Origin of the sequence: Rubeoparvulum massiliense, from assembly GCF_001049895.1 — a bacterium.
In the GTDB taxonomy this organism is placed as follows: Bacteria; Bacillota; Bacilli; order Rubeoparvulales; family Rubeoparvulaceae; genus Rubeoparvulum; species Rubeoparvulum massiliense.
Window position 1 is genome coordinate 191,696 of the sequence record NZ_CVPE01000004.1, and the last position, 21,912, is coordinate 213,607.

At 45.2% G+C, this 21,912-nt stretch carries 19 protein-coding genes and 2 riboswitches; of the genes, 5 read left to right on the forward strand and 14 right to left on the reverse strand.

What is annotated here, in order from left to right; translation table 11 throughout:
- Positions 1–18: 18 nt before the first annotated feature.
- Positions 19–375, forward strand: coding sequence for a YgaP family membrane protein (locus BN1691_RS03525; protein ID WP_076850091.1), 357 nt, complete (start codon positions 19–21; stop codon positions 373–375).
- Between the two features lie 96 nt (positions 376–471).
- Here the strand turns inward: BN1691_RS03525 and purD are convergent, their stop codons facing one another.
- Genes purD through purE form a run of 9 tightly spaced genes read right to left on the reverse strand, consistent with a single transcriptional unit; the run spans position 472 to position 11,667 of the window.
- Positions 472–1,746 (reverse strand): phosphoribosylamine--glycine ligase, encoded by a 1,275-nt coding sequence (purD, locus tag BN1691_RS03530; RefSeq protein ID WP_048601181.1) that lies wholly within the window; start codon positions 1,744–1,746, stop codon positions 472–474.
- A 29-nt stretch (positions 1,747–1,775) separates the two neighbouring features.
- Positions 1,776–3,323, reverse strand: a complete 1,548-nt coding sequence (gene purH / locus BN1691_RS03535; protein ID WP_048600855.1) for a bifunctional phosphoribosylaminoimidazolecarboxamide formyltransferase/IMP cyclohydrolase — start codon at positions 3,321–3,323, stop codon at positions 1,776–1,778.
- Entirely contained in the window at positions 3,314–3,946 is a 633-nt protein-coding gene (purN, locus tag BN1691_RS03540; RefSeq protein WP_048600856.1) for a phosphoribosylglycinamide formyltransferase, read from the reverse strand. Before purN ends, purH begins: the two co-directional genes overlap by 10 nt.
- Positions 3,943–4,980 (reverse strand): phosphoribosylformylglycinamidine cyclo-ligase, encoded by a 1,038-nt coding sequence (gene purM, locus BN1691_RS03545; protein ID WP_048600857.1) that lies wholly within the window; start codon positions 4,978–4,980, stop codon positions 3,943–3,945. The genes purN and purM overlap by 4 nt, the downstream gene beginning before the upstream one ends.
- 12 nt (positions 4,981–4,992) lie before the next feature.
- Complete coding sequence (gene purF / locus BN1691_RS03550; RefSeq protein ID WP_048600858.1) at positions 4,993–6,411, reverse strand: amidophosphoribosyltransferase; 1,419 nt, start codon at positions 6,409–6,411, stop codon at positions 4,993–4,995.
- Positions 6,396–8,630 (reverse strand): phosphoribosylformylglycinamidine synthase subunit PurL, encoded by a 2,235-nt coding sequence (gene purL, locus BN1691_RS03555; protein WP_048600859.1) that lies wholly within the window; start codon positions 8,628–8,630, stop codon positions 6,396–6,398. The genes purF and purL overlap by 16 nt, the downstream gene beginning before the upstream one ends.
- A 30-nt stretch (positions 8,631–8,660) precedes the next feature.
- Entirely contained in the window at positions 8,661–10,031 is a 1,371-nt protein-coding gene (gene purB / locus BN1691_RS03560; RefSeq protein ID WP_048600860.1) for an adenylosuccinate lyase, read from the reverse strand.
- Between the two features lie 6 nt (positions 10,032–10,037).
- Positions 10,038–11,192, reverse strand: coding sequence for a 5-(carboxyamino)imidazole ribonucleotide synthase (gene purK / locus BN1691_RS03565; protein WP_048600861.1), 1,155 nt, complete (start codon positions 11,190–11,192; stop codon positions 10,038–10,040).
- Positions 11,173–11,667 carry a 5-(carboxyamino)imidazole ribonucleotide mutase gene (gene purE / locus BN1691_RS03570; RefSeq protein WP_048600862.1) on the reverse strand — a complete coding sequence of 165 codons (495 nt, stop codon included), beginning with the start codon at positions 11,665–11,667 and terminating at the stop codon, positions 11,173–11,175. The genes purK and purE overlap by 20 nt, the downstream gene beginning before the upstream one ends.
- Positions 11,668–12,901: 1,234 nt before the next feature.
- Here purE and proS point away from each other — a divergent pair.
- Entirely contained in the window at positions 12,902–14,353 is a 1,452-nt protein-coding gene (gene proS, locus BN1691_RS03575) for a proline--tRNA ligase (protein ID WP_147545610.1), read from the forward strand.
- A gap of 297 nt (positions 14,354–14,650) precedes the next feature.
- On the forward strand, positions 14,651–14,938 hold the full coding sequence (locus tag BN1691_RS03580; RefSeq protein ID WP_315969533.1) for a type II toxin-antitoxin system HicB family antitoxin: 288 nt from the start codon (positions 14,651–14,653) through the stop codon (positions 14,936–14,938).
- Positions 14,939–15,044: 106 nt separating this feature from the next.
- Here the strand turns inward: BN1691_RS03580 and BN1691_RS03585 are convergent, their stop codons facing one another.
- Positions 15,045–16,526, reverse strand: a complete 1,482-nt coding sequence (locus tag BN1691_RS03585; RefSeq protein ID WP_048600865.1) for an NCS2 family permease — start codon at positions 16,524–16,526, stop codon at positions 15,045–15,047.
- A 181-nt stretch (positions 16,527–16,707) separates the two neighbouring features.
- Positions 16,708–16,807: riboswitch (purine riboswitch) on the reverse strand.
- Between the two features lie 373 nt (positions 16,808–17,180).
- Positions 17,181–17,278, forward strand: a riboswitch (guanidine-I (ykkC/yxkD leader).
- A gap of 69 nt (positions 17,279–17,347) precedes the next feature.
- Between BN1691_RS03585 and BN1691_RS03590 the strand changes: the two genes are divergently transcribed.
- Both BN1691_RS03590 and BN1691_RS03595 read left to right on the forward strand, forming a co-directional pair.
- Complete coding sequence (locus tag BN1691_RS03590) at positions 17,348–17,689, forward strand: DMT family transporter (protein ID WP_048600866.1); 342 nt, start codon at positions 17,348–17,350, stop codon at positions 17,687–17,689.
- Complete coding sequence (locus BN1691_RS03595; protein ID WP_048600867.1) at positions 17,689–18,003, forward strand: DMT family transporter; 315 nt, start codon at positions 17,689–17,691, stop codon at positions 18,001–18,003. Before BN1691_RS03590 ends, BN1691_RS03595 begins: the two co-directional genes overlap by 1 nt.
- A 912-nt stretch (positions 18,004–18,915) precedes the next feature.
- Here the strand turns inward: BN1691_RS03595 and istB are convergent.
- From istB to BN1691_RS03610, 4 genes are all read right to left on the reverse strand, one after another.
- Positions 18,916–19,674, reverse strand: a complete 759-nt coding sequence (gene istB, locus BN1691_RS03600; protein WP_147545613.1) for an IS21-like element helper ATPase IstB — start codon at positions 19,672–19,674, stop codon at positions 18,916–18,918.
- A gap of 83 nt (positions 19,675–19,757) precedes the next feature.
- The gene (locus BN1691_RS14045; protein WP_076850092.1) at positions 19,758–20,216 is read right to left on the reverse strand and encodes a hypothetical protein; all 459 of its coding nucleotides are present in this window, start codon (positions 20,214–20,216) and stop codon (positions 19,758–19,760) included.
- 38 nt (positions 20,217–20,254) lie between these two features.
- Complete coding sequence (locus BN1691_RS14825; RefSeq protein WP_261795534.1) at positions 20,255–20,389, reverse strand: hypothetical protein; 135 nt, start codon at positions 20,387–20,389, stop codon at positions 20,255–20,257.
- 197 nt (positions 20,390–20,586) lie between these two features.
- Positions 20,587–21,912 (reverse strand): sensor histidine kinase, encoded by a 1,326-nt coding sequence (locus tag BN1691_RS03610; RefSeq protein WP_048600868.1) that lies wholly within the window; start codon positions 21,910–21,912, stop codon positions 20,587–20,589.

Genomic DNA, 21,912 nt, shown 5'->3' on the forward strand with positions numbered 1-21,912 from the left:
AATAAAGGGGACATGTGCATGAAAAAAAACGTAGGTACATTGGATGCGTTTCTTCGCATTAGCTTTGGTCTGACTGGACTCGCCTTTGGCATTAGCCGAATGAGTCGTCACCCGTACCGTTCCTTCCCCATTACACTGACGATGATGTCAGCGATGAAGGTGGCAGAAGGAATTACTCGTTTTTGTCCGATGTTAGCCTTGTTCGGGGTCAGTTCCAAAGAGATGGATGGTCCATGCAAAGCGCGGAAAATCCCCATCCGATCTTCCGACTACCAGATGGATGAAGAGATGGCTGTTGATGAAATGGCCAATCTGGTCAATGAAGCGATCCAAGAAACATTCCTAGCAGATGACCCCGTCCATCACCAAGAGTAGGTCAAGCAACAGAAGCCACTTGCACAGTAGCAAGTGGCTTCTTTATCGGTATGAATGGTCTCGATGGATCAATCCTTGTATCTACTTGAGCCGCTCCTAACGAATGGCCCGCCAACCAATATCCTTTCGATACTGCATCCCCTTGAATTGGATCGGTTTTAATCCTTCATAGGCTCGATCCTGGGCAGCCTTCATTCCTGAACCCAATGCGGTTACACCTAAGACACGTCCACCAGCGGTCAGTGTCTCCCCAGTGGCTGGGTCCAGCGCTGTTCCCGCATGGAAGACCAGCACATCCTCTTGCTCCGCTGCCTCGGATAGACCCTGAATGGGAACACCTGTAGGATAGGAGCCTGGATAACCTTGGGAGGCAATAACCACACAAAGGGCTGCCTCTTCCTTCCAAGTAATCTCCATGCTCGAGAGCTCACCCTTCGCTGTGGCGAGAGCAACCTGGACAAAATCACTAGCCAAACGTGGTAGAATCACTTGCGTCTCTGGATCGCCAAAACGGGCATTAAATTCAATCACCTTCGGCCCATCTGCAGTCCAGATACAGCCTGCATATAGTACCCCAGTGAAGGGACGGCCTTCGGTTACAAGGGCTTGGGCTGCTGGCTTCACAATCTGCTCCACTGCACGATCATAAACAGCTTGCGGAATATGAGGAACTGGAGAATAGGCTCCCATCCCTCCGGTATTAGGTCCCTCATCCCCATCGAAGATCCGTTTATGATCTTGGGCAAGGGGCATGGGGACAACCTGCTCACCATGGACGAAGGACATGAGACTAAATTCCTCTCCATCAAGGAATTCTTCAATGACCACCTGCTTACCTGCATTACCGAAGCGTTCCTCTTCCAGCATCTCTTGCAGGGTAACAGCGCCTTCTTCCCGTGTTTGGCAGATGACAACACCCTTACCAGCTGCTAGACCATCTGCTTTAATCACGAGGGGAAGGGGATGATCCTCAATATAGGTGAGGGCATCAGCTAGCTTGGTAAATGTGGCATAGCGTGCTGTTGGAATCTGATACTTCTGCATGAGCTCTTTTGCAAATGCCTTACTACCTTCGATAATGGCTGCTTCCTCCCGTGGACCGAATACCAATAATCCTTCTGCTTGAAAACGATTGACGATTCCAGCCATCAATGGCAGCTCAGGCCCCACGATGGTCAGGTCAATGGCTTGCTTCTTGGCAAATTGGCATAATCCCTCCACATCATTCACCTTCAATGGGATGCATTGTGCCAGATCACCGATCCCAGCATTGCCTGGTGCTACAAAGAGTTCCTCAACCAGTGGGCTCTGCTTACAGGCCCAAGCGAGTGTATGCTCGCGACCACCACTACCTACAATTAAAACTTTCAGCTTCTTCTCGGTCATGTCTCCACCTCTTCTTAATGCTTGAAATGGCGCATACCAGTGAAGATCATGGCAATACCATGTTGGTTGGCCGCATCAATGGAATCTTGGTCACGAATAGAACCACCTGGTTGAACGATAGCAGTAATGCCTGCCGCAGCTGCTGCTTCTAATGTATCAGGCATGGGGAAGAAGGCATCAGATGCCAAAATCGCACCCTTGGTTAGCTCACCTGCCTGCTCAATGGCAATCTTCGCTGAGCCAACGCGATTCATCTGTCCTGCCCCGATCCCAACAGTACGTCCATCCTTAACGAGGACGATGGCATTAGACTTCACATGCTTCACAATCTCCCAGCCAATCTGCAGTTGTTGGTACTCTTCTTCACTAGGCTTCCGCTCCGTAACCACCTGTGCGTCATGAACATTGACACGACCCTCATCCCATTCTTGAACAAGGATTCCACCGCGAACTGCAGTCAATTGCCATTCCTGTAATGGTGTAAATCCTTCCTCTGTGGCGGAGCCCATCTCTAGAAGACGTAAGTTCTTCTTGGTTTGGAGAATCTCCAACGCTTCTTCCGTAAAGCTAGGCGCCAAGATAATCTCAAGGAAGATCTCCTTCATCTTGGCTGCTGTTTCCCCATCTACCACCTGATTAGTGGCGATGATCCCACCAAAGATGGAGACCGGATCAGCCTCATAGGCACCTAGATAGGCTTCCAATAGATTTTTACCCATGGCAAATCCACATGGATTCATATGTTTAACGGCAACCACCGCTGGCTTTTCAACATGGGAAACCATGCGCCAAGCAGCATTCGCATCCTGTAGGTTATTGTAGGAGAGGGCTTTCCCATGTAATTGCTTGGCAGCAGCCAAGGTTCGGTTCGCTGGGAAGGGCAAGCGATAGAATGCTGCTTGCTGATGAGGATTTTCCCCATAGCGTAGCTCCTCCACCTTCTCCCAAGTCAACGTCAATTGATCAGGAAGGGCTTCACCCACCTGTTGATTGAGATATTGTGAGATAATGGCATCATAAGCAGCAGTATGACGGAATACCTTCGTAGCGTACTTCCGACGCAATTCGAGGGAGACCTCACCTGCCTCAAGGGCTTGCAGGAGCTCCTCATAATCATTCGGATCACAGATGACCGTCACATCTTGATAGTTCTTAGCAGCAGCTCGTAACATGGAAGGACCACCGATATCAATCTGTTCAATGGCTTCTTCAAGAGTCACTCCTGGCTTGGCGATGGTAGCCTTGAATGGATAGAGATTGACTACGACCAGATCAATGGGTTCGATCTGGTGTTCTTGTAAAGCAGCCATATGCTCCTCATTATTACGAATCGCTAACAACCCAGCGTGGATTCGAGGGTGGAGGGTTTTAACCCGCCCATCCAGCATCTCAGGAAACTGAGTAATCTCAGCCACCTCTTTGACAGCAATCCCTGCTTCATGCAGTTGGCGATAGGTTCCTCCTGTAGAGATTAGTTCGAATCCTTGGTTGATCAGACCTTGGGCAAAAGGAATCAGTCCTCGTTTATCCGACACACTGAGCAATGCACGTTTCATCTTGATGATTTCTCCCCCTCTATTGTTTTGCTTGAATTAAGATGAACTCGTCTCCCTTGGCATTGAACCTCACTGGTAGCTAATAGCTCCACAGCCTTAGGTAGGAGACGATGTTCCACCTCATGAATTTTCTCCGACAACGCTTCGAGACTCTCTCCCTCTACAATGGGAACCGCCTCTTGGAGAATAATTGGACCGGTATCCATCCCCTCATCCACATAGTGGACCGTTACTCCCGTCACTTTCACCCCATAGGAATAGGCCTGTTCAATGGCATCCTTGCCTGGAAAGGCTGGTAATAAAGCGGGATGAAGATTAATGATGCGATGGGAATAGCGGTGAAGGAGAGTAGGACCTACGAGTCTCATATAGCCTGCAAGAACAATCCAGTCTACCGCATACGCTTCGAGCTGTTGAATGATTGCCAGCTCATATTCACTCTTGTTTGCAAACTCCTTCGGTCGAATGCAGATGCTAGGAATCTGTAATGCCTCCGCTCGTTCTAGGACATAAGCGCCTGCCCGATCACAGATGAGCAGAACGATGTCCACCTTGGCGTGCCCTCGAAAATGTTCAACGAGGTGAGCGAAGTTACTACCATTTCCCGAGGCAAAGATGGCAACTCTCATTGCGCTGCCCCTCCCAGTTCCACCTCTCCTTGACCAGGGATCACTTCACCGATGTGGTAGACCTCCTCATTCCACGCCTTCGCCATCTCTTGAACACGTGCCACATCCGCAGGTGCTACAATAATCACCATGCCTACACCCATGTTAAAGGTCCGATACATCTCATGGTCAGATAGCTCTCCCAATTGTTGAAGCCATGTGAAAATCGGTGGAATCGGCCATGCATTTCGATTCAAACGAACAGAGACACCTGCTGGTAGTACACGGGGAATATTCTCGATGATGCCACCACCGGTAATGTGAGCAAGACCTTTTACATTCACCTTGTCAACCAGCTGCAATACCTCTGGTACATAGATCCGTGTCGGTGTAAGTAGTACATCACCTACCACACCGGAGAGTTCTGGTACATACTCTTGGTAAGAGATCCCATGCTTCTCCAAGAGATAACGAACGAGGGAGAAGCCATTGGAGTGTACCCCCGTGGAGGGTAGTGCGAGTACTTGGTCACCCACCTCAATGGTGGAGCCATCGATCATCTGATCCTTCTCCACGATTCCTACTGCAAATCCAGCAAGGTCATACTCTCCTTCCTGATAAATGCCTGGCATCTCAGCGGTCTCGCCACCGATTAAGGAGCAGCCTGCTTGCTGACAGCCATCTGCGATCCCTTTCACGATCCCTTCGATCTGGGTGGGCTCCACCTTACCGATCCCGATATAGTCTAAGAAGAAGAGGGGTTCAGCACCCTGTACCACAACATCATTGACACACATGGCCACCAGGTCAATACCCACCGTATCGGCACGATCCATGGCATAGGCGACCTTTAATTTCGTACCCACACCATCCGTACCCGATACCAACACAGGTTGGCGATATTTTGCGAGATTGAGCTGGAAGAGACCACCGAACCCACCCAAGCCTTGAAGGACCTCAGGACGACGAGTTCTCTCCACGTGCTGCTTCATCCGTTCCACAGCTTCATTACCAGCAGTGATATCTACACCTGCCTCTTTATATGCGTCTTTCATTCTTCTCCTCCTCTATACCTCATCATAGGGATGCCTTGGTGCAGCACCCAAATCAGTCGGATAATCTCCATTGAAACAGGCTAAGCAATGACCACCGTTTCCTGCTGGTGAGACACTGCGAATCACATCTAGCATTCCTTCTTCCGATAGGAACGTGAGGGAATCGGCTCCAATAAATTGCCGAATCTCTTCTACGCTTAGACGAGCAGCAATCAATTCCTCCCGTGTGGATGTATCGATCCCATAAAAGCAAGGATAGGCTACCGGTGGCGAGCTAATTCGTACATGCACTTCCTTGGCACCTGCCTCCCGTAAAAGCCGAACGATCCGCCCGCTAGTGGTTCCGCGAACGATGGAATCATCGATCATGACCACCCGTTTTCCTTCCACCACCTGACGAACTGCGCTTAATTTCATCCGCACACCGCGAGCGCGCAATTCTTGACTGGGCTGAATAAAGGTTCGACCTACATAGCGATTCTTAATCAGTCCCAATTCATAGGGAATTCCGGAGCGCTCTGCATAGCCGATGGCAGCAGAAATACTGGAATCAGGTACCCCTGTGACCACATCTGCTTCCACCGGTGCTTCTTCATAAAGCCGCTGACCTAAGCGTTTCCGGACAAGATGAACATTAGCCTGATTCAGATCACTGTCTGGACGGGCAAAATAGATATACTCAAATGTACAGAGACGACGCTCAGGCTCCGAATGAAATTGACGAGATTGCATGCCGCTACCATCCCAAATCACCATCTCGCCTGGCTCAACCTCGCGCTCATAGGTGGCTCCAATCACCTCAAAGGCGCAGGTTTCAGAGGCCACTACCCAGCTGCCATTCAAACGTCCGATTGAAAGAGGCCGTAATCCATGGGAGTCCAAGGCAGCGATCAGCTTCTCCTTCGTCAAGATGAGGAGGGCAAATGCCCCCTCCACCTGACGAAGTGCCTCTTCCACAGCATCCTCTAAGCTCTTAGCTTGTGATCGGGCGATGAGGTGAGCGACCACCTCCGTATCGCTAGTGGTTTGAAAGATGGATCCTTCTCCTTCTAAGCGTTGCCGCAACTGATTGGCATTCGTGATATTTCCGTTATGGGCTAGGCAGATTGTTCCCTGATGATAGCGAAACACTAAAGGCTGGGCATTCTGAAACTGACTCCCGCCTGCCGTGGTATAGCGAACATGGCCAATCGCTGTTTCTCCTGGTAAATCATCTAATTGATGATCAGAGAAGGCTTCTGTTACCAGACCCATCCCGCGATGATAGCGAACATCCTTTCCATCGCTGACGGCGATTCCTGCACTCTCTTGGCCGCGATGCTGTAAGGAATGGATCCCATAATAGGTTAGCTTGGTAGCCTGCTCGTGATGATAGACACCGAAGACACCACACTCTTCGTGCAATGAGTCTCCCATTAATTCATCAAGCATGGGATAGCCCCTTTCCATGCAGCACTTAGCTTCTCAACATCCGTCTCGATAAGAGCATGGTCTCCATATTTCAGGATAAATGCACCATCTCCACGAACTTGTCCGATCTGAGCAAATGGCAACTTCGCTTCTGCAAGCAAGCCCTCGAACGCTTCACGATCTGCAGGATTGATGCTGAGAAGGAAGCGTGATTGACTTTCACTAAAGAGGAAGAGATCAGGGCGTAGATCACTTGCCAATGCCACTTCTACCCCTTGTTCACCACTGATACAAGCCTCTGCTAATGCAACAGCGATACCGCCCTCTGCGAGGTCATGAGCAGATTGCACCAAGCCCTTGCGAATAGCTGTAAGAATGGCTTGCTGTGTAGCTTGCTCCACTTGAAGATCGATATAGGGAGGACGACCTGTAATCCGTCCTAAGCGTAGTTTTTGATACTCACTACCGCCCACTTCTGGTAGGGTAGCTCCCACGAGGTAAACCAAATCTCCCTCCGTCTTCCAACCCTGTGTCACCACTTGATCCAAATCAGGGATTAATCCCACCATCCCAATGATTGGTGTAGGATAGATGGCTTTCCCATTGGCTTCATTATAGAGTGAAACATTCCCGCTGATAATCGGAACTGCGAGGGTATTACATGCTTCCGCCATCCCATCGATGGAATGCTGAAATTGCCAGTAGTTCTCTGGTTTTTCAGGGCTTCCATAATTGAGACCATCCGTTGCACCGAGAGGTTGAGCGCCTGAAGCCACAAGATTACGGGCTGCTTCAGCAATCACAATCTTTCCTCCTACCTCTGGATCAAGGTATACATAGCGACCATTTCCATCGGTGGTGATGGCGATGGCCTTCTTACTATCACCGATGCGTACCACGGCTGCATCTGAGCCCGGAGCTACGACTGTATTGCCTTGAGCTTCACAGTCGAACTGCTGATAAGCCCATTCTTTACTAGCCACACTAGGCTGTTGCAATAATTGAAGCAAGGCTTCAGCGTAGGATTCAGGCTCCGCAAAAGGAGCTGGATCCTCTTGTTGTAATTCCTTTAGATAAGCAGGTTCTTCTACAGGAGGTTCATAGACAGGTGCTTCGTCGGTGAGACTTGCCACGGGTAAGTCAGCGACTAATTCACCTTGGTAGAAAAGACGGTATTGTTGCTCTTGAATGACGGTACCAATCACTGGTGCATGAACGCCCCATTTTTCAGCGATTTCTTGAACCGTGACCAAGTTCTCCTTGGCAACCACGAGTAACATCCGTTCTTGGGACTCGGAAAGCATCATCTCGTAGGGGCTCATATTGACTTCCCGTTGTGGTACATGGTCGAGGTTTAATTCCACACCCAAGCCAGATTTCGCAGCCATCTCTGCACTGCTAGAGGTTAAGCCAGCTGCACCCATATCTTGAACACCGAGAACCACGCCACGTTGAATTAATTCAAGGGTGGCTTCCATTACCCGTCTTCCCATCTCGGCATCACCGATAGCAACAGAGGAGGATTGCTTCTCATCTTCCTCACTTAGCTCACCGGAAGCAAAGGTGGCACCGTGAATCCCATCACGACCTGTGGTTGCCCCAAGGTAGATAACAGGGTTCCCTACACCCTCAAGGACGCCACGCTTAATTTGATCATGGTTGAGTAAGCCTACCACCATGGCGTTAACCAAGGGGTTCCCTTCATAGGATTCATCGAAGTAAACCTCTCCACCGACGGTAGGTACACCTACATGATTCCCGTATGCAGCGATCCCGCGAATTACTTCGCTAAATAATTCTTTAACCCGGGGTGTATCCAATTCGCCAAAACGTAATGAGTTTAAGGATGCAATGGGACGTGCTCCCATGGAAAAGACATCGCGGAGAATCCCACCAACACCAGTGGCTGATGCTTCATAAGGCTCTACTGCGGATGGGTGATTATGGCTTTCGATTTTGAAGACAACGGCTTGTTGATCACCAATATCGACGATCCCAGCACCTTCTCCAGGTCCTTGAAGAACTTGCGCAGCCTTGGTAGGAAACTTACGCAACTGCTTTTTCGAATGCTTATAGCTACAATGTTCAGACCACATCACACTGTATAAGCCCACCTCTGTATAATTTGGTTGGCGACCAATACGTTCTGTTATCCGTTGATACTCTTCATCACTTAAGCCCATCTCTGCATAAAGACGTTGCGCTGCAATTTGCTCTGGTGTTGGTTCAAACGTTCCCATGATATAACCCCTTCCTTTTTCTCAGTTGTCTTATTTCAACATTGATTTCTGAATATGACGTACCAATTGTGGTGCCACACCGATATACTTGGCTGGTGTTAATTGTAATAGGCGCTGGATCTCTTCCACTGGTAAGGGAAGTTCACGAATAAATTGCTTCAGCATCTCTTGTGTCACGCGCTGTCCCCTTGTTAATGCCTTCAATTGCTCATAAGGATTGGGTAAGCCATGCTTGCGCATTACGGTTTGAATCGGTTCAGCCAACACCTCCCAGTTATGGTCTAAGTCTTGTAATAATTGCTCCTCATTGGCTGATAAGTCCTGTACACCGCGAATGGCGGACTGCATGGCGAGATAGGAATGGCCGATAGCCACACCCATATTGCGCAGCGCAGAGGAATCACTTAAATCCCGCTGCATCCGTGAGACAGGTAATTTTTCTGCCAGGTGAAGGAGAAGAGCATTACTAATGCCAACATTGGCTTCGGAATTTTCAAAGTTAATGGGATTCACCTTATGAGGCATGGTAGAGGAGCCTACCTGCCCTGCAACCACCTTTAATTTCAGGTAGTTCATGGAGATATAGGTCCAAATATCACGATTGAAATCGAGCAAAATCTGATTATAGCGAGCCATGGTATGAAAGAGCTCAGCCACATAATCATGGGATTCAATCTGTGTCGTAAGTGGATTATAGGTTAAACCAAGGTGCTCGACAAATTGCTGACCTGCCTGCTCCCAATCTACTTCAGGATAGGCAACCACATGGGCATTATAGTTCCCGGTGGCGCCGTTCAGCTTACCGAGATACTCCTGCGCTTCAACATAACGACGTTGGCGCTGCCAGCGATAAACAAAGATGGCCAATTCCTTACCTAGTGTAGTCGGTGTTGCAGGCTGCCCATGGGTGCGCGCTAGCATGGGGATATCCTTATACTCCTCCGCCAATTGTGCTACGGCGGTCTCTAAGCGGATCGCTTGTGGTAGCCAAACTCGTGCCACCCCCTCCTTCAACATGAGGGCATAGGCCAGATTATTGATATCCTCTGATGTACATGCAAAATGGACAAATTCATTCATATCTAGGAGTGTGGTGGCCTTCATCTGTTCTTTGATAAAGTACTCCACGGCTTTCATATCATGCCGTGTAGTCTCTTCGATCTCTTTAATCCGTTCATACATGGCATCATCGAACTCTGTAACCAAGGCGCGGAGAAAGCTCTCTTCGTCTTGGCTAAGGGCGCGCACTTGCTCGATCCCTTCATGACGAGAGAGATAGATGAGCCATTCCACCTCTACCTGAACCCGATGCTTCATCAAGGCCCATTCTGAGAAGGTATCGCCTACGGCAGCAAGCTGTTCAGCATAACGTCCATCTAATGGTGAGATAGGTTGAAACATTGAAGTTTATTCTCCTTTCCATATGGGGAGATTATCAATTTGCGTTAAGAGCTCATCTGTAGTTTGTCCAAGAAAGGTGAGATGTCCCATTTTTCGATTCACCTTCACCTCAGCCTTACCATACCAATGGATTTTTACATTGTTAGGTAAGGTGGGAATGCACTCCCAAAGCGCCTCCACATGCTGACCGAGAATATTCACCATGACCACTGGTGTGAGTAGTCTCGCCTCTCCTAAGGGAAGATTGCAGATAGCACGAACATGCTGTTCAAATTGGGAAGTAACGGCAGCATCATACGTATAATGGCCAGAATTATGGGGACGAGGAGCCAATTCATTTACGAAGAGCCCTTCGCCTTCCACATAGAAGAATTCCACGGCCAAAAGGCCAACCAATTGAATGGCATCCGCCAAGTGGTGAGCTATATCTTCTGCCTCTGTTGCCACCTCCTGTGGGACACGAGCAGGAACGATGGAGGCATGAAGAATGTGGTGACGATGCTCATTCTCTGCCACTGGGAATGTACTGATCTCCCCTCGACGATTACGAGCAACAATCACAGATAATTCTTTGGTCAGTGGAAGCCATGCTTCGGCTACTAAAGGCGTTGCACCATCAAAAAGAGCGGAGAAGGCCGACTCTAGTTCAGTTACTTCCTTCACCAGCTCTTGCCCCTTGCCATCATAGCCTCCTGTAGTGGTCTTTAAGACCAGCGGATAACCAATGATTGCTGCTGCTTGATGCAACTCCTCTAAGGTAGAGACGGGAGCATAGGGAGCTACACGAATTCCGTGCTGTTGTAACATGGCTTTTTCCCGTAAACGATCCTGTGTATTGGCCAAGAGCTGGGCACCTTGTGGTACATCCGTTAGCTTGGCTAAAAGCTCCGTCACTGGAGCAGAAACATTTTCAAATTCATAGGTGACCAGATCACTGCAGGTTGCCAATTCCTTAGCCGCATCTAAATCATCATAGGGTGCGATAATTTGCTCATCAGCCACTTGTCCGCAGGGTGAATCCTCCGTTGGATCCAGCGTGACAAAACGATACCCCATCTTGCGACCTTCTAAGGCGATCATGCGACCGAGCTGACCGCCACCTAAAATCCCAATGGTTGAACCAGGCAGATATGCCTCGTGATTATTCTTCAAAATGGTCATGGCTATCTAACACATCCTGTTTCATTTTTTCTCGACGTGCATGGAGACGTTGTTGTAACTCGCCATCGCGAAGCGCCAGGATCTGTGCTGCTAATAATGCGCCATTCTTCGCCCCAGCCACCCCGATGGCTACAGTAGCCACAGGCACCCCAGCTGGCATCTGAACAATGGAAAGCAATGAATCGATGCCATTTAATGTGGAGGTTTTAATGGGGACACCAATGACTGGTAATACCGTATTGGCTGCTACCATCCCTGGTAGGTGGGCAGCGCCACCAGCACCAGCGATGATTACCTGGATTCCTCGTTCTTCAGCAGCTTGTGCATACTGGAACATCCAATCTGGTGTTCGATGGGCAGAAACCACTTTCTTCTCATAGGGGATCCCTAACTCCTCTAGGATCACACAAGCTTCATGCATGGTAGGCCAATCTGATTTACTTCCCATAATCACCCCAACAAGGGCCGTGCTCATTGCAATTCCTCCTTTTCATCACGAACTCTTCTAACAATAAATAAAGCCCAGCAGATAGGTTTAGTTTGAGAAACCTATCCGCCTGGGCTTTTATCCCTTCGGTGTAACATGACTGCCTTGCCAGCAGCATGCCTGAATCGCTCGGTCCATGCTTGGAACCCTAGATTCACTCTCTCGTAATTCATTTGTCACGAGGAGCCCTATTCATTTCGTTGCAATTTAAGTGTAACAAGGCACAAAGGCACTGTCAAGGAAAATACGAACGTTTAAATAATAGAAAAATTTAATGTTCGTGTTTTGCTAAATGAGTCTCGAAACAAAAACGAATCAGGATGGTTTAACTGAAGTTTTCTACTCCATTTAAACCATGCTTATATTGGCAAAAACAATACTATATATGTTAATATTGGAATATAAGGTATTTTCATTTATTTATTACTTTAATTAACGATCACTTCTACATCTGATTTTTCTAACAGTACATTAAGTAGATTGAAGGTGTAATACGATGAACAGAAAATTATTATCACAAATAACGATAATATTTATCATTTCTTTATCTGTAACGTTTCTCTTTACATCTGATCACATTACCTCGCGGAGTGGATATTTCGTTACCGAATATTTTAAAACCGGTAGGGAATATTTTTTTGACTTATTCAAACCGCCTGTACTGATCACCTTGCTTTCAATACCCGTTGTTATTTTTTATAATAAGAAAGGCCAGTAATGATTACGGAGTTGCCAAGTGAGAATGTTATGAAAGTCTTTAGACCGTCGTTATACATAAGCTAAGAGTGAAGTTAACAGGGGGAAATAACCATTCTATTGTGAATGGCCTATAAACAGATAAGGTTCCTCTCCTATTGCTTTAAATCACACGATCAGAACGGTCCTGACTTGACTTTTTGGGTTGAAGTATTATAATGTTGAACAAAATGAATCGTTGAAAAGCAATGATGGGTCTAGTAAGCAGACTTGGGACGCTTCAGAGAGAAAAACCTTGGCTGAAAGTTTTTCCTTCCCACCTGCCCAATCCCAACCCTGAGCACCTGCGATGAGCAGAGACGTGGCCTAGCGTTAATAGGAAGAGTGAGCAGACGGAAAGTTTGGAACGAATTTCAAACACTAAACCGTTGCTAACAAAGGTGGTACCACGGAGTCCTTCCGTCCTTTATGAGGATAGAGGGGCTTTTTTTAATGAATTCTTTTTGTATGCCAAATCTGAGGAGGACTGACGATGACGGATCAATCTTATGTAGAGATTATTCAAGCTAAGGAAGAGGATTATTCCAGATGGTATCTGGACATTGTGAAGAAGGCAGACTTAATGGATTATGGTCCTGTGAAGGGTACCATGATCATGAAGCCTTATGGTTACGCGATTTGGGAACGGATGCAACGAGAATTAGACGATCGCATCAAAGCCACAGGCCATCAAAATGCCTACTTCCCCTTACTCATTCCCAAATCCTATCTAGAGCGGGAAATGGATCACGTGGAAGGCTTCGCCCCTGAAGTGGCTTGGGTCACCAAGGGTGGTAATGAAGAGTTAGAAGAGCCTTTGGTAATTCGCCCTACCTCCGAAACAATTATCTGTGCCATGATGAGTAAGTGGATCCAATCCTACCGTGATCTACCTCTGAAATTGAATCAATGGGCCAATGTCATGCGGTGGGAGAAGACAACCCGTCCCTTCCTTCGTACCTCTGAGTTCCTCTGGCAAGAGGGTCATACCGCTCATGCCACCTATGAGGAAGCAGAAGAAGAGGCCATGACCATGTTAGGGGTCTACCAAGAATTTGCTGAGCATGTTCTGGCAATTCCTGTTGTTCCTGGTCAAAAGACAGAGAATGAGAAGTTTGCTGGCGCTGATCATACGTATAGCTTAGAAGCCTTGATGAGCGATGGAAAAGCTCTGCAATTTGCCACCTCCCATCACTTAGGACAACATTTTGCCGAGCCCTTCGAGATTCAATATACCGATAAGGATAATCAGCTCCATTATGTATATCAAACCTCCTGGGGTGCTTCCACTCGGATGATCGGTGGACTGATTATGACCCATAGTGATAACCGTGGCCTTGTCCTACCGCCACGGATCGCACCTATTCAAGTGGTGATCGTGCCGATTTTCGCAAAACAGAAGGATGAGGTCTTGGCTGCTGCTCAAGCAATCCGTGCTCAACTGGCAGAACGCGGAATCCGTGTCCATCTCGATGATCGTGAAGCCTTCACACCAGGCTGGAAGTTCAATGAGTATGAACTGAAGGGTGTTCCTGTTCGAATCGAGCTCGGGCCTAAAGATTTAGCGAAGAATCAAGTGGTGATTGCCCGTCGGGATACTGGTGAGAAGGAAGCCTTCCCCATTGCTGAACTAGCGCAGCATAGTGAAGAGCTCTTAGAAACAATTCAACAGCATCTCTATGACCGAGCCAGCAACTTTGTTAAAGAGCGTACTTGGGAAGTGAAGGACCTCCAAGAGCTATCTGAAGTAATTGAGAAGGAACGTGGTTTCTATCAGAGTTGGTGGTGTGGCGATATCGCTTGTCTCGATGAGATCAAGGATAAAACCAGCGCTACCGCACGTAATCTTCCCTTTGCTCATCAACGTGAAGGCGAAGGCACTTGCATCTGCTGTGGTAAAAAGAGTACACAGACTGTGTTCTTAGCTCGCGCCTATTAATTCAAATTCAAAACTTTCATATAAAACAGGGGCTACCCTCAAGGTCATTGAAAATGAACTTTTGGGCAGCCCCTGTTTTTTTCGGAATACACTGAGCACATTTTTTTTCGATAACATTGAATTTATAGTACTGTATATGGTACTATTTTTGAGAAAGGAGTGAAAGCATGGCAGGGGTTGAAAAACTCATCGATAAGATGAGGAACCGACCCAATAAGACACCCTTGCCTAACACACATGGAAAATAAAGACCTAAATTACTATCTATCTTTACCCTATACGCTATTAATTAAACGAATGAATGATGAATCTGGAGAATATTATTATGGAACCTACCTAGAACTAGATGGATGTCAATCCAACGGAGATACACTCGAAGAACTACTTCAAAATATTGAGGAAGCAAAGCTGGGATATTTAGAGGCAAAGATTGATACTGGAATGATAATCCTAGAACCAAAAGAAGATTATAGTGGAAAAATTAATTTAAGAATGCCAAAGTCACTTCATAGAAAGTTAGCCATTGAAGCTGAACTTGAAGGTGTTAGTTTGAATCAATATATGTTGTATAAATTGAGCCAATAATACAAAACAGGGGCTGCCCTCAAGGTCATTGAAAATGAACTTTTGGGCAGCCCCTGTTTTTTTATATTATACTTGGTTCAATAATTGACTTGTACGATAGCCTCTCTTAGTTACCAAGGAAGGTAAAGTAGAGAATAAAGATGATAAACAGGCCATACATAATGGGATGGACTTCTTTCGCTTTACCACGGAAGATCATGGTTAATGGATAAACGATAAAGCCGCAAGCGATACCTGTTGCAATACTATAGGTTAATGGCATGAGGATGATGGTTAAGAAGGCAGGAACAGCTTCCTCCAATTGACTCCAAGCAACTTTTCCTAGATTGCTTGCCATCAATACACCAACAAGAATTAAGGCTGGTGCTGTAACAGCAGCGGTAATCATATTTAGCATTGGAGAGAAGAAAAGAGCAAGTAAGAAAAGTCCTGCTGTAACAACAGAAGCAAAGCCTGTCCGTCCACCTGCTGCAACCCCTGCAGAAGACTCTACATAGGAAGTGGTAGTGGAAGTACCAAAGAGTGCACCCACCATGGTAGCGATGGAGTCAGCAGCTAATGCCTTACCAGCACGAGGTAGCTTATTATCTACTAACAAGCCTGCTTGACTTGCAACCCCCATCAATGTTCCAGCAGTGTCGAAGAAGTCCACAAATAAGAAGGTGAAAATAACCATCCACATGGTACTAGATGACCAGAATTCTGCACTAAACATCGGGTCAAAGATCACACCAAAGGTTGGAGCGATACTTGGAATCGGTTGAACAAAGTCCGATACAGATGTAGGTGCTTGAATCAAACCGAAGATCATCCCAACAACAGAGGTGACAATCATACCATAGAAGATTCCACCCTTAACATTACGAATCATTAAAAGTGCGGAGATGACTAACCCAAAAATAGAGAGCCAGGTATTATGAACACGCGTTGTAGCTGCATCTGTAGCTGCAGCCAGCTCATCCTCTGTAAGTGTAACAGGATCAGCTACTGCGGCAGCATCACCAGTTTCAGCTACCAAAGCTAAGTTAGCAGCCTCTTGCTTTGCAGCCAGCTCCATGCCAATGGCTTGGTCAACAGCTTTATCAACGTTTAAGTGACCGATTCCAACCAATGTAGCTGGATTGTCAACAATCAGACCAGCGTTTTGAAAACCGATAAAAGCAATGAAAAGTCCAATCCCTGCAGCAGCAGCTAACTTTAAACCTGCTGGAATGGCATTAATAATCGTTTCACGAACCTTGGTTAAGGTTAAAATAAAGAAGACAAATCCAGAAACAAATACACCAGCTAAAGCTTGTTGCCAAGGAATTCCCATTCCAAGAACAACCGTAAAGGCAAAGAAGGCATTCAAGCCCATACCAGGAGCTAGAGCAACTGGGTACTTAGCCCATAAGCCCATTACCAATGTACCCGCTGCAGCAGCTAGAGCCGTGGCCACGAAGACAGAATCCCGATCCATCCCCGTTGCGCTTAAGAAGTTGGGGTTCACGAATAGGATGTAAGCCATAGCCAAGAAGGTGGTCAAGCCAGCTACAGATTCTTGGCGGTAATTGGTGTTAAACTTTTCAAACTCAAAATACTTTTTCACCGTTTTCTCGCTCCCTTTTTCTTCATCTTGTCCTTTTCTTGCGGTAGTACACCTATCACCGCTGAGATCAAAAATAGTCTAGGTTAGCAAGCTACCTAGACTACAAAAGAATACGAATGCCACCCAATGATCCCGTTAAACATAAAGGAGCGCTGTTCCTTTATACAGGCCTGGAGAATCATGGATCGACATCCACTTTTGTAGTCAGGCATTTCCGGATGCCTGGTAGAGACGTTTGTGCCAATCCACAAACATATACAAAAGCTTCATAAGACAATACATTATGATGACGAATTACATTTCTGATTGTACCTACTTCCATGCTTTTTGTCAATATAAAATACGAACATTAGAATCAATAAAAATGATTATGTTCGTATTTTGTTATGCTATTCTCATATTTATCCACTTCGATCAGTGTAATATTCGGAGGAAGGTTTCAATCAATTACACTCCTAGATTCGACACTGCATTGATTTTCATATCTTTCATTATCATATCTGTTCTTCGTATTCAGTTTCAATTGGCCAAAAAAACCAGACTCTGTCACTTATCAAGACCTAGATTAAAAAAGAATAGATAAATTAAATGGCATTACATCTTTTATATTGACTAAAACTTAAAACTCTATATAATTCAAGGTAATTGCATAAGTTAAATGTTTTCTAGGGTTCCTCAACGTTCTTGTTGGTTTGGTCCGAGAGAAAACTCATAGCTTTGCTATGTCACGGAAGGATAAAAGCCTGGGAGAAACTGTTTTTACAGTTTTCTCTCAGGTTTTTTGCTTTTTTACAAAATAATGAATTGGGAGACGTTTTCAAATGGATAAAGACTGGATAAAGGTATTCATTGCTTCTGTTTTTGAAGTTCTTTGGGTTATTGGTTTAAAATATTCTGATGAACTTTTGACTTGGATCGGAACCATTATTTCTATCATCATCAGCTTATATTTAATGATTATGGCAGGAAGAAAACTTCCTGTTGGAACTGTATATGCTGTTTTTGTTGGATTAGGTACAGCAGGGACAGTCTTTTCTGAAATTCTATTCTTTGGTGAACCATTTAAAACGGAAAAGATACTTTTAATTTTCGTTTTAGTAGTAGGAGTAATCGGCTTGAAATTAGTCACAAAGGATAAGGCACAAGAAGGAGAGGAAAATTAATGGCATGGATATCTTTACTCTTAGCAGGTTTGTGTGAAATGTTTGGCGTTGCTATGATCAATAAATTGCACAGGGACCGTAACTGGCAATCATTAGTTCTTTTAATTCTTGGATTTGGTGCGAGCTTTATTTTTCTTGCTTATCCTATGGAAACACTTCCTATGGGTACAGCTTACGCAATTTGGACAGGAATTGGTGCTTCTGGCGGAGCAATTATAGGAATGTTATTCTATGGTGAATCAAGAGATTGGAGAAGACTTGTTTTTATAGGCATGGTATTAGGCGCTGCTGTAGGTCTAAAACTTGTTTCATAAAATCCACTAAATTCTTTATGTATCACATGGCTGCTAGTACGGGAACTCCTTCTTGGTCGAGTTATATATACTTCTTAATATGATTTTCCAAAATTACATCATGAACTCTAATAGCACTTCTCCCCTAAAAAATAATAGTAACACTCATTCTTAGAACTGAAGATATCCCGATGTGGGATATCTTCCCTTATGTATGAAAAAAGAGGCTATATGCTCATATATTGAACATAATATCCTCTTATTAGTTTAGTCTAGTTAATGTTACAATTCTGGGTTTATAACCTGTGCAAATTACTCCCACTCTATTTTAAGCATACAGCTTATTAGCGAAAACGCTGTAATATCAAGGATTTTGGGAATATATAAAAACGAATAAACTGTATATAAAAAAATAAAAAGTGCAATAAAAGTGCAATTTGCACCTAATCAAAAATACTTGTTAATTCTTTTAAACATGATTCCAATTCCAGTATTCAAAATTATTTTCATTAGCAAAGAGGATATAGCTGATATTTAGGAGTTTTTTATGTACGATTTACTCTAATGGTTTGAAACTTCTAGAGATGATACCTAACAGCCTGTAAAGGTGGGATAACGTATGTCCCTTCTACTCCCCTGTAATATACACTAAAGTGTTAACAGGCTGTTAGCAAAAGAACATACGCCAACAATAGAAAACTATCAACCAAAATATTTAAATACTCGTATGTTACAATTACATATTAACCAATTAGACGCTTATATTTTGAACGTCTTTTCGATTATTAAAACTATGTTTCTACTATGATCAACATGCTATAATACTAACATATATAAATCTTTAGGGGTAATATTATGACGATCTGTGTTTTGCAAGTAGAAAATGCTTAGATTTGCAGCCAAAAGTACCAAATCCACTTGCCAGCATCGAAGTTACATAGGAATTCGTTCCATTGCTTGTTTGAAGCGGAAGCTCTCGCCTGTGAAGGAGAGAATATGAGCATGGTGCACTAGACGATCGACGAGTGCTGACGTAAGTTTGGTATCGCCGAATATCGACGTCCATTGACCGAACTCCAAGTTAGATGTAACGATCACACTCTGTTGCTCATAGCAATCCGCTATCACGTTAAATAATAGTTCAGATCCGGTTTGGCTGAACGGGACGTAACCAACCTCATCGAGAATGAGCAAATCAACCTTTCTCAACTTATCTCGAAATCGGCTAAGCGTGCCCGCCACAAATTTCTCCTGAAGCACGGCGACCAAATCGGAGGCTCGGTAGAACTGCGTCGCTTTACCTCGGCGACAAGCATCCACACCCAATGCTATTGCCATATGCGTCTTGCCCGTACCTACGGCACCCATTAAGAGCAAATTCTCCTTGCGTTCTAACCATTCCAATCCCTGAATTTTCTCTAGACTACTGCTGTTCGGAAAAGAGATATGGTCATAGACATACCCCTCAAATGTCTTAATATGCGGAAATCCTGCCTGCTGAACGAGCTTCCCTAACTTGGCACGGCGGTCACCCTCCCATAGATCAGCGATTCGGCAGTTTTGAGTATCATGCTGGCGTTCACGATCTTGCATTGCCTGCTCTGCGAAATACGTGGCAAGCTGTTCATGGCTTTCATAGATGGGAATGGGGACGGCCCAGTTCCGCTTAGAGTAGCCGCATTTATTCTCCACATGACCCTTTTCATGACCGCTATACGGATTGCAGAATACAGCTTCGAATCGGTAGTGGGCGCAAAATCGCTGAAAGCCTTCGGTTAATTGCCGCTCACCTTGCTTCTCAATATGTACGACGGCAGCAGACAGATTGTCGAACCAAATACGCTGAGGAACACCGCCATCTGCTCAAAGCACTGTTTCATCGCTTCCAGAGAGCATTCCTGATTTTCCGCCGGTGTCGGATAGACGAAAGCGGCATTGCTATGTGGGAACGACATCACCAGCAGTTTGTACGTGAGCATTCGGTGTCCTTGGCTTACCTCAATCGTAGTAAAGTCTACTTGAGCCTCTCCTGGCGGATGTTCCAGTCGTTCATACGTTTTAGCACGTTCTAGTTCCAATTCACTCTTTCGCTTCTGCACATAGGCTAGCACCGTACGTTGTCCGCCTGTAAATTGATGTTCGTCCCGTAACCGATGGAAGATACGCACCCCTGTATGACGTTGCTTTCGTGGGAGCAAGCGGTCTTCCTCCAACCACGTATCGACGATCTCCATAAACGGCCCCATTACGGGACTTCTGCTTTTTCGCTTAGTCACAGACGCATTTCAATCTGTTTGATCGGCATATTTTTTGCGGTTCGCCAATGAATCCCCACACGCCCAGCAATTTCATTTACCGAACAGCCTTCTACTTCGCGTAAAAAACTGATATATTGTTGTTGAGACATTTTCAACATCCTTTTCTTTCTCCTCTCGCTACGTTGTTGACAAACATAACGATAGGATGATAATGGGATGCTGGCAAGTGTCTCTATTTTTGCATCTTAGTTCGGCATTTTTACGCTACAATATTAGGCATTTCTATTATGCAATAAACACTTTAACTTAAACTGGAACTTATCTTGTTAAGGTTTATTATAAGTTATCAAGCACTAGAAGAGTGAGCTGGTATCCAACCTTTTATCAGTGCACCACCTTCTGAGTGGTTATCTACGACAAGGTCACCCCCGTGTCGTCTAACGATCCTTCTTGAAATAGTCAACCCTAACCCGGCCCCTCCGGTTGAACGGTTTCGCGATGCTTCACCACGATATAGTGGGTCAAAAACACGATGAATCACTTCTGAAGAAAAACCTTTCCCCGTATCTTGAACAGTAAAAACCACTCTGTTACCATCCTTATAGCATTGTATGTAAATTTTACCAGCATGTGGTGTATGTCTGACAGCATTATCCAATAAATTATTTATGGCACGCTCTAATAAATACGAATCGCCCATGATCATACAATCATCTTCAAAATAGTTTGCGATAATAGAGATGTTGTTTTGCTTTGCTAGTGGATTAAGGCTGTCAATCGATTTCTTTAATAAAATAGGAAGATTAACCGTGTTTTTCTTGAGATCCATCTCCAAATATTCCGTCTTTGTAAATGTAAAAAGATCCTCTACAAGACGGGCCAATTGTGATGACTTTTCCTTACAAACGGACAGATACCTTGCTTGTTTATCTGGAGAGTCAGCAATTCCTTCCTCTAAACCATCCAAATAACCTCGTAAGGCGAATAATGGTGTCCGTAAATCGTGGGCGACTGCAGCAATGATAAATCGGCGTTCTTCCTCCAATTCCACTTGTTTTTGCATGGATTCCTGAAGACCTTCTGTCATTATTTGAATTCCGCCATATACTTCCGTAATTTCTTTGATCGGGGACTCAGGTAATTGGACGTCCAAATCTCCTTCTGCGACTTGTCGGACTGCCAAGCTCATTTTCTCAAGTGGGTTGAGAATAAACCTTCTCATAACATAACCGATGATAAAAAAAGCTAACAATAATCCTGTAAATGCTACAATCATCTGAACCCCTCTTGGATTTGGCTGAAAAATCATTACTCTTCCAACTATGCGACCATCTTGCATAATTGAAAACTGTTCTACTCGCGTAAATGAGCGAACCTTCTCAGAGAAAAATTGAAAAATCTCTTGATTTGATTCGGTTAAAATTTTTACACCCATATCCTCTGCTTGTAACTTTCCTCTTAAATTTTCTTGCCATTGGGGGTCAGACCATTTTTCTGTATTTGTTTCAATGAGGTGGCTCATTTTATTTAAATCTTCCTTCTCAGCTTCATTCGTATCGAAACTAAGTGATTTTGTTGTTAATAAGTGGGCCGTTACGTAAAATACCCATGGCAACATCAAGATTAAAAGCAAACTAAGTATAGATAATGTACGAATACGAATTGATCTCAT

Bases quoted from the DNA above. Each gene is read 5' to 3' on its own strand.
- BN1691_RS03525 (WP_076850091.1), top strand. From the start codon at position 19: ATGAAAAAAAACGTAGGTACATTGGATGCGTTTCTTCGCATTAGCTTT.
- purN (WP_048600856.1), bottom strand. From the start codon at position 3,946: ATGAGAGTTGCCATCTTTGCCTCGGGAAATGGTAGTAACTTCGCTCAC.
- purM (WP_048600857.1), bottom strand. From the start codon at position 4,980: ATGAAAGACGCATATAAAGAGGCAGGTGTAGATATCACTGCTGGTAAT.
- purF (WP_048600858.1), bottom strand. From the start codon at position 6,411: ATGCTTGATGAATTAATGGGAGACTCATTGCACGAAGAGTGTGGTGTC.
- purL (WP_048600859.1), bottom strand. From the start codon at position 8,630: ATGGGAACGTTTGAACCAACACCAGAGCAAATTGCAGCGCAACGTCTT.
- purB (WP_048600860.1), bottom strand. From the start codon at position 10,031: ATGTTTCAACCTATCTCACCATTAGATGGACGTTATGCTGAACAGCTT.
- purK (WP_048600861.1), bottom strand. From the start codon at position 11,192: ATGACCATTTTGAAGAATAATCACGAGGCATATCTGCCTGGTTCAACC.
- purE (WP_048600862.1), bottom strand. From the start codon at position 11,667: ATGAGCACGGCCCTTGTTGGGGTGATTATGGGAAGTAAATCAGATTGG.
- BN1691_RS03580 (WP_315969533.1), top strand. From the start codon at position 14,651: ATGAATGATGAATCTGGAGAATATTATTATGGAACCTACCTAGAACTA.
- BN1691_RS03590 (WP_048600866.1), top strand. From the start codon at position 17,348: ATGGATAAAGACTGGATAAAGGTATTCATTGCTTCTGTTTTTGAAGTT.
- BN1691_RS03595 (WP_048600867.1), top strand. From the start codon at position 17,689: ATGGCATGGATATCTTTACTCTTAGCAGGTTTGTGTGAAATGTTTGGC.
- BN1691_RS14045 (WP_076850092.1), bottom strand. From the start codon at position 20,216: ATGGAGATCGTCGATACGTGGTTGGAGGAAGACCGCTTGCTCCCACGA.
- BN1691_RS14825 (WP_261795534.1), bottom strand. From the start codon at position 20,389: ATGTCTCAACAACAATATATCAGTTTTTTACGCGAAGTAGAAGGCTGT.
- BN1691_RS03610 (WP_048600868.1), bottom strand. From the start codon at position 21,912: ATGAGATCAATTCGTATTCGTACATTATCTATACTTAGTTTGCTTTTA.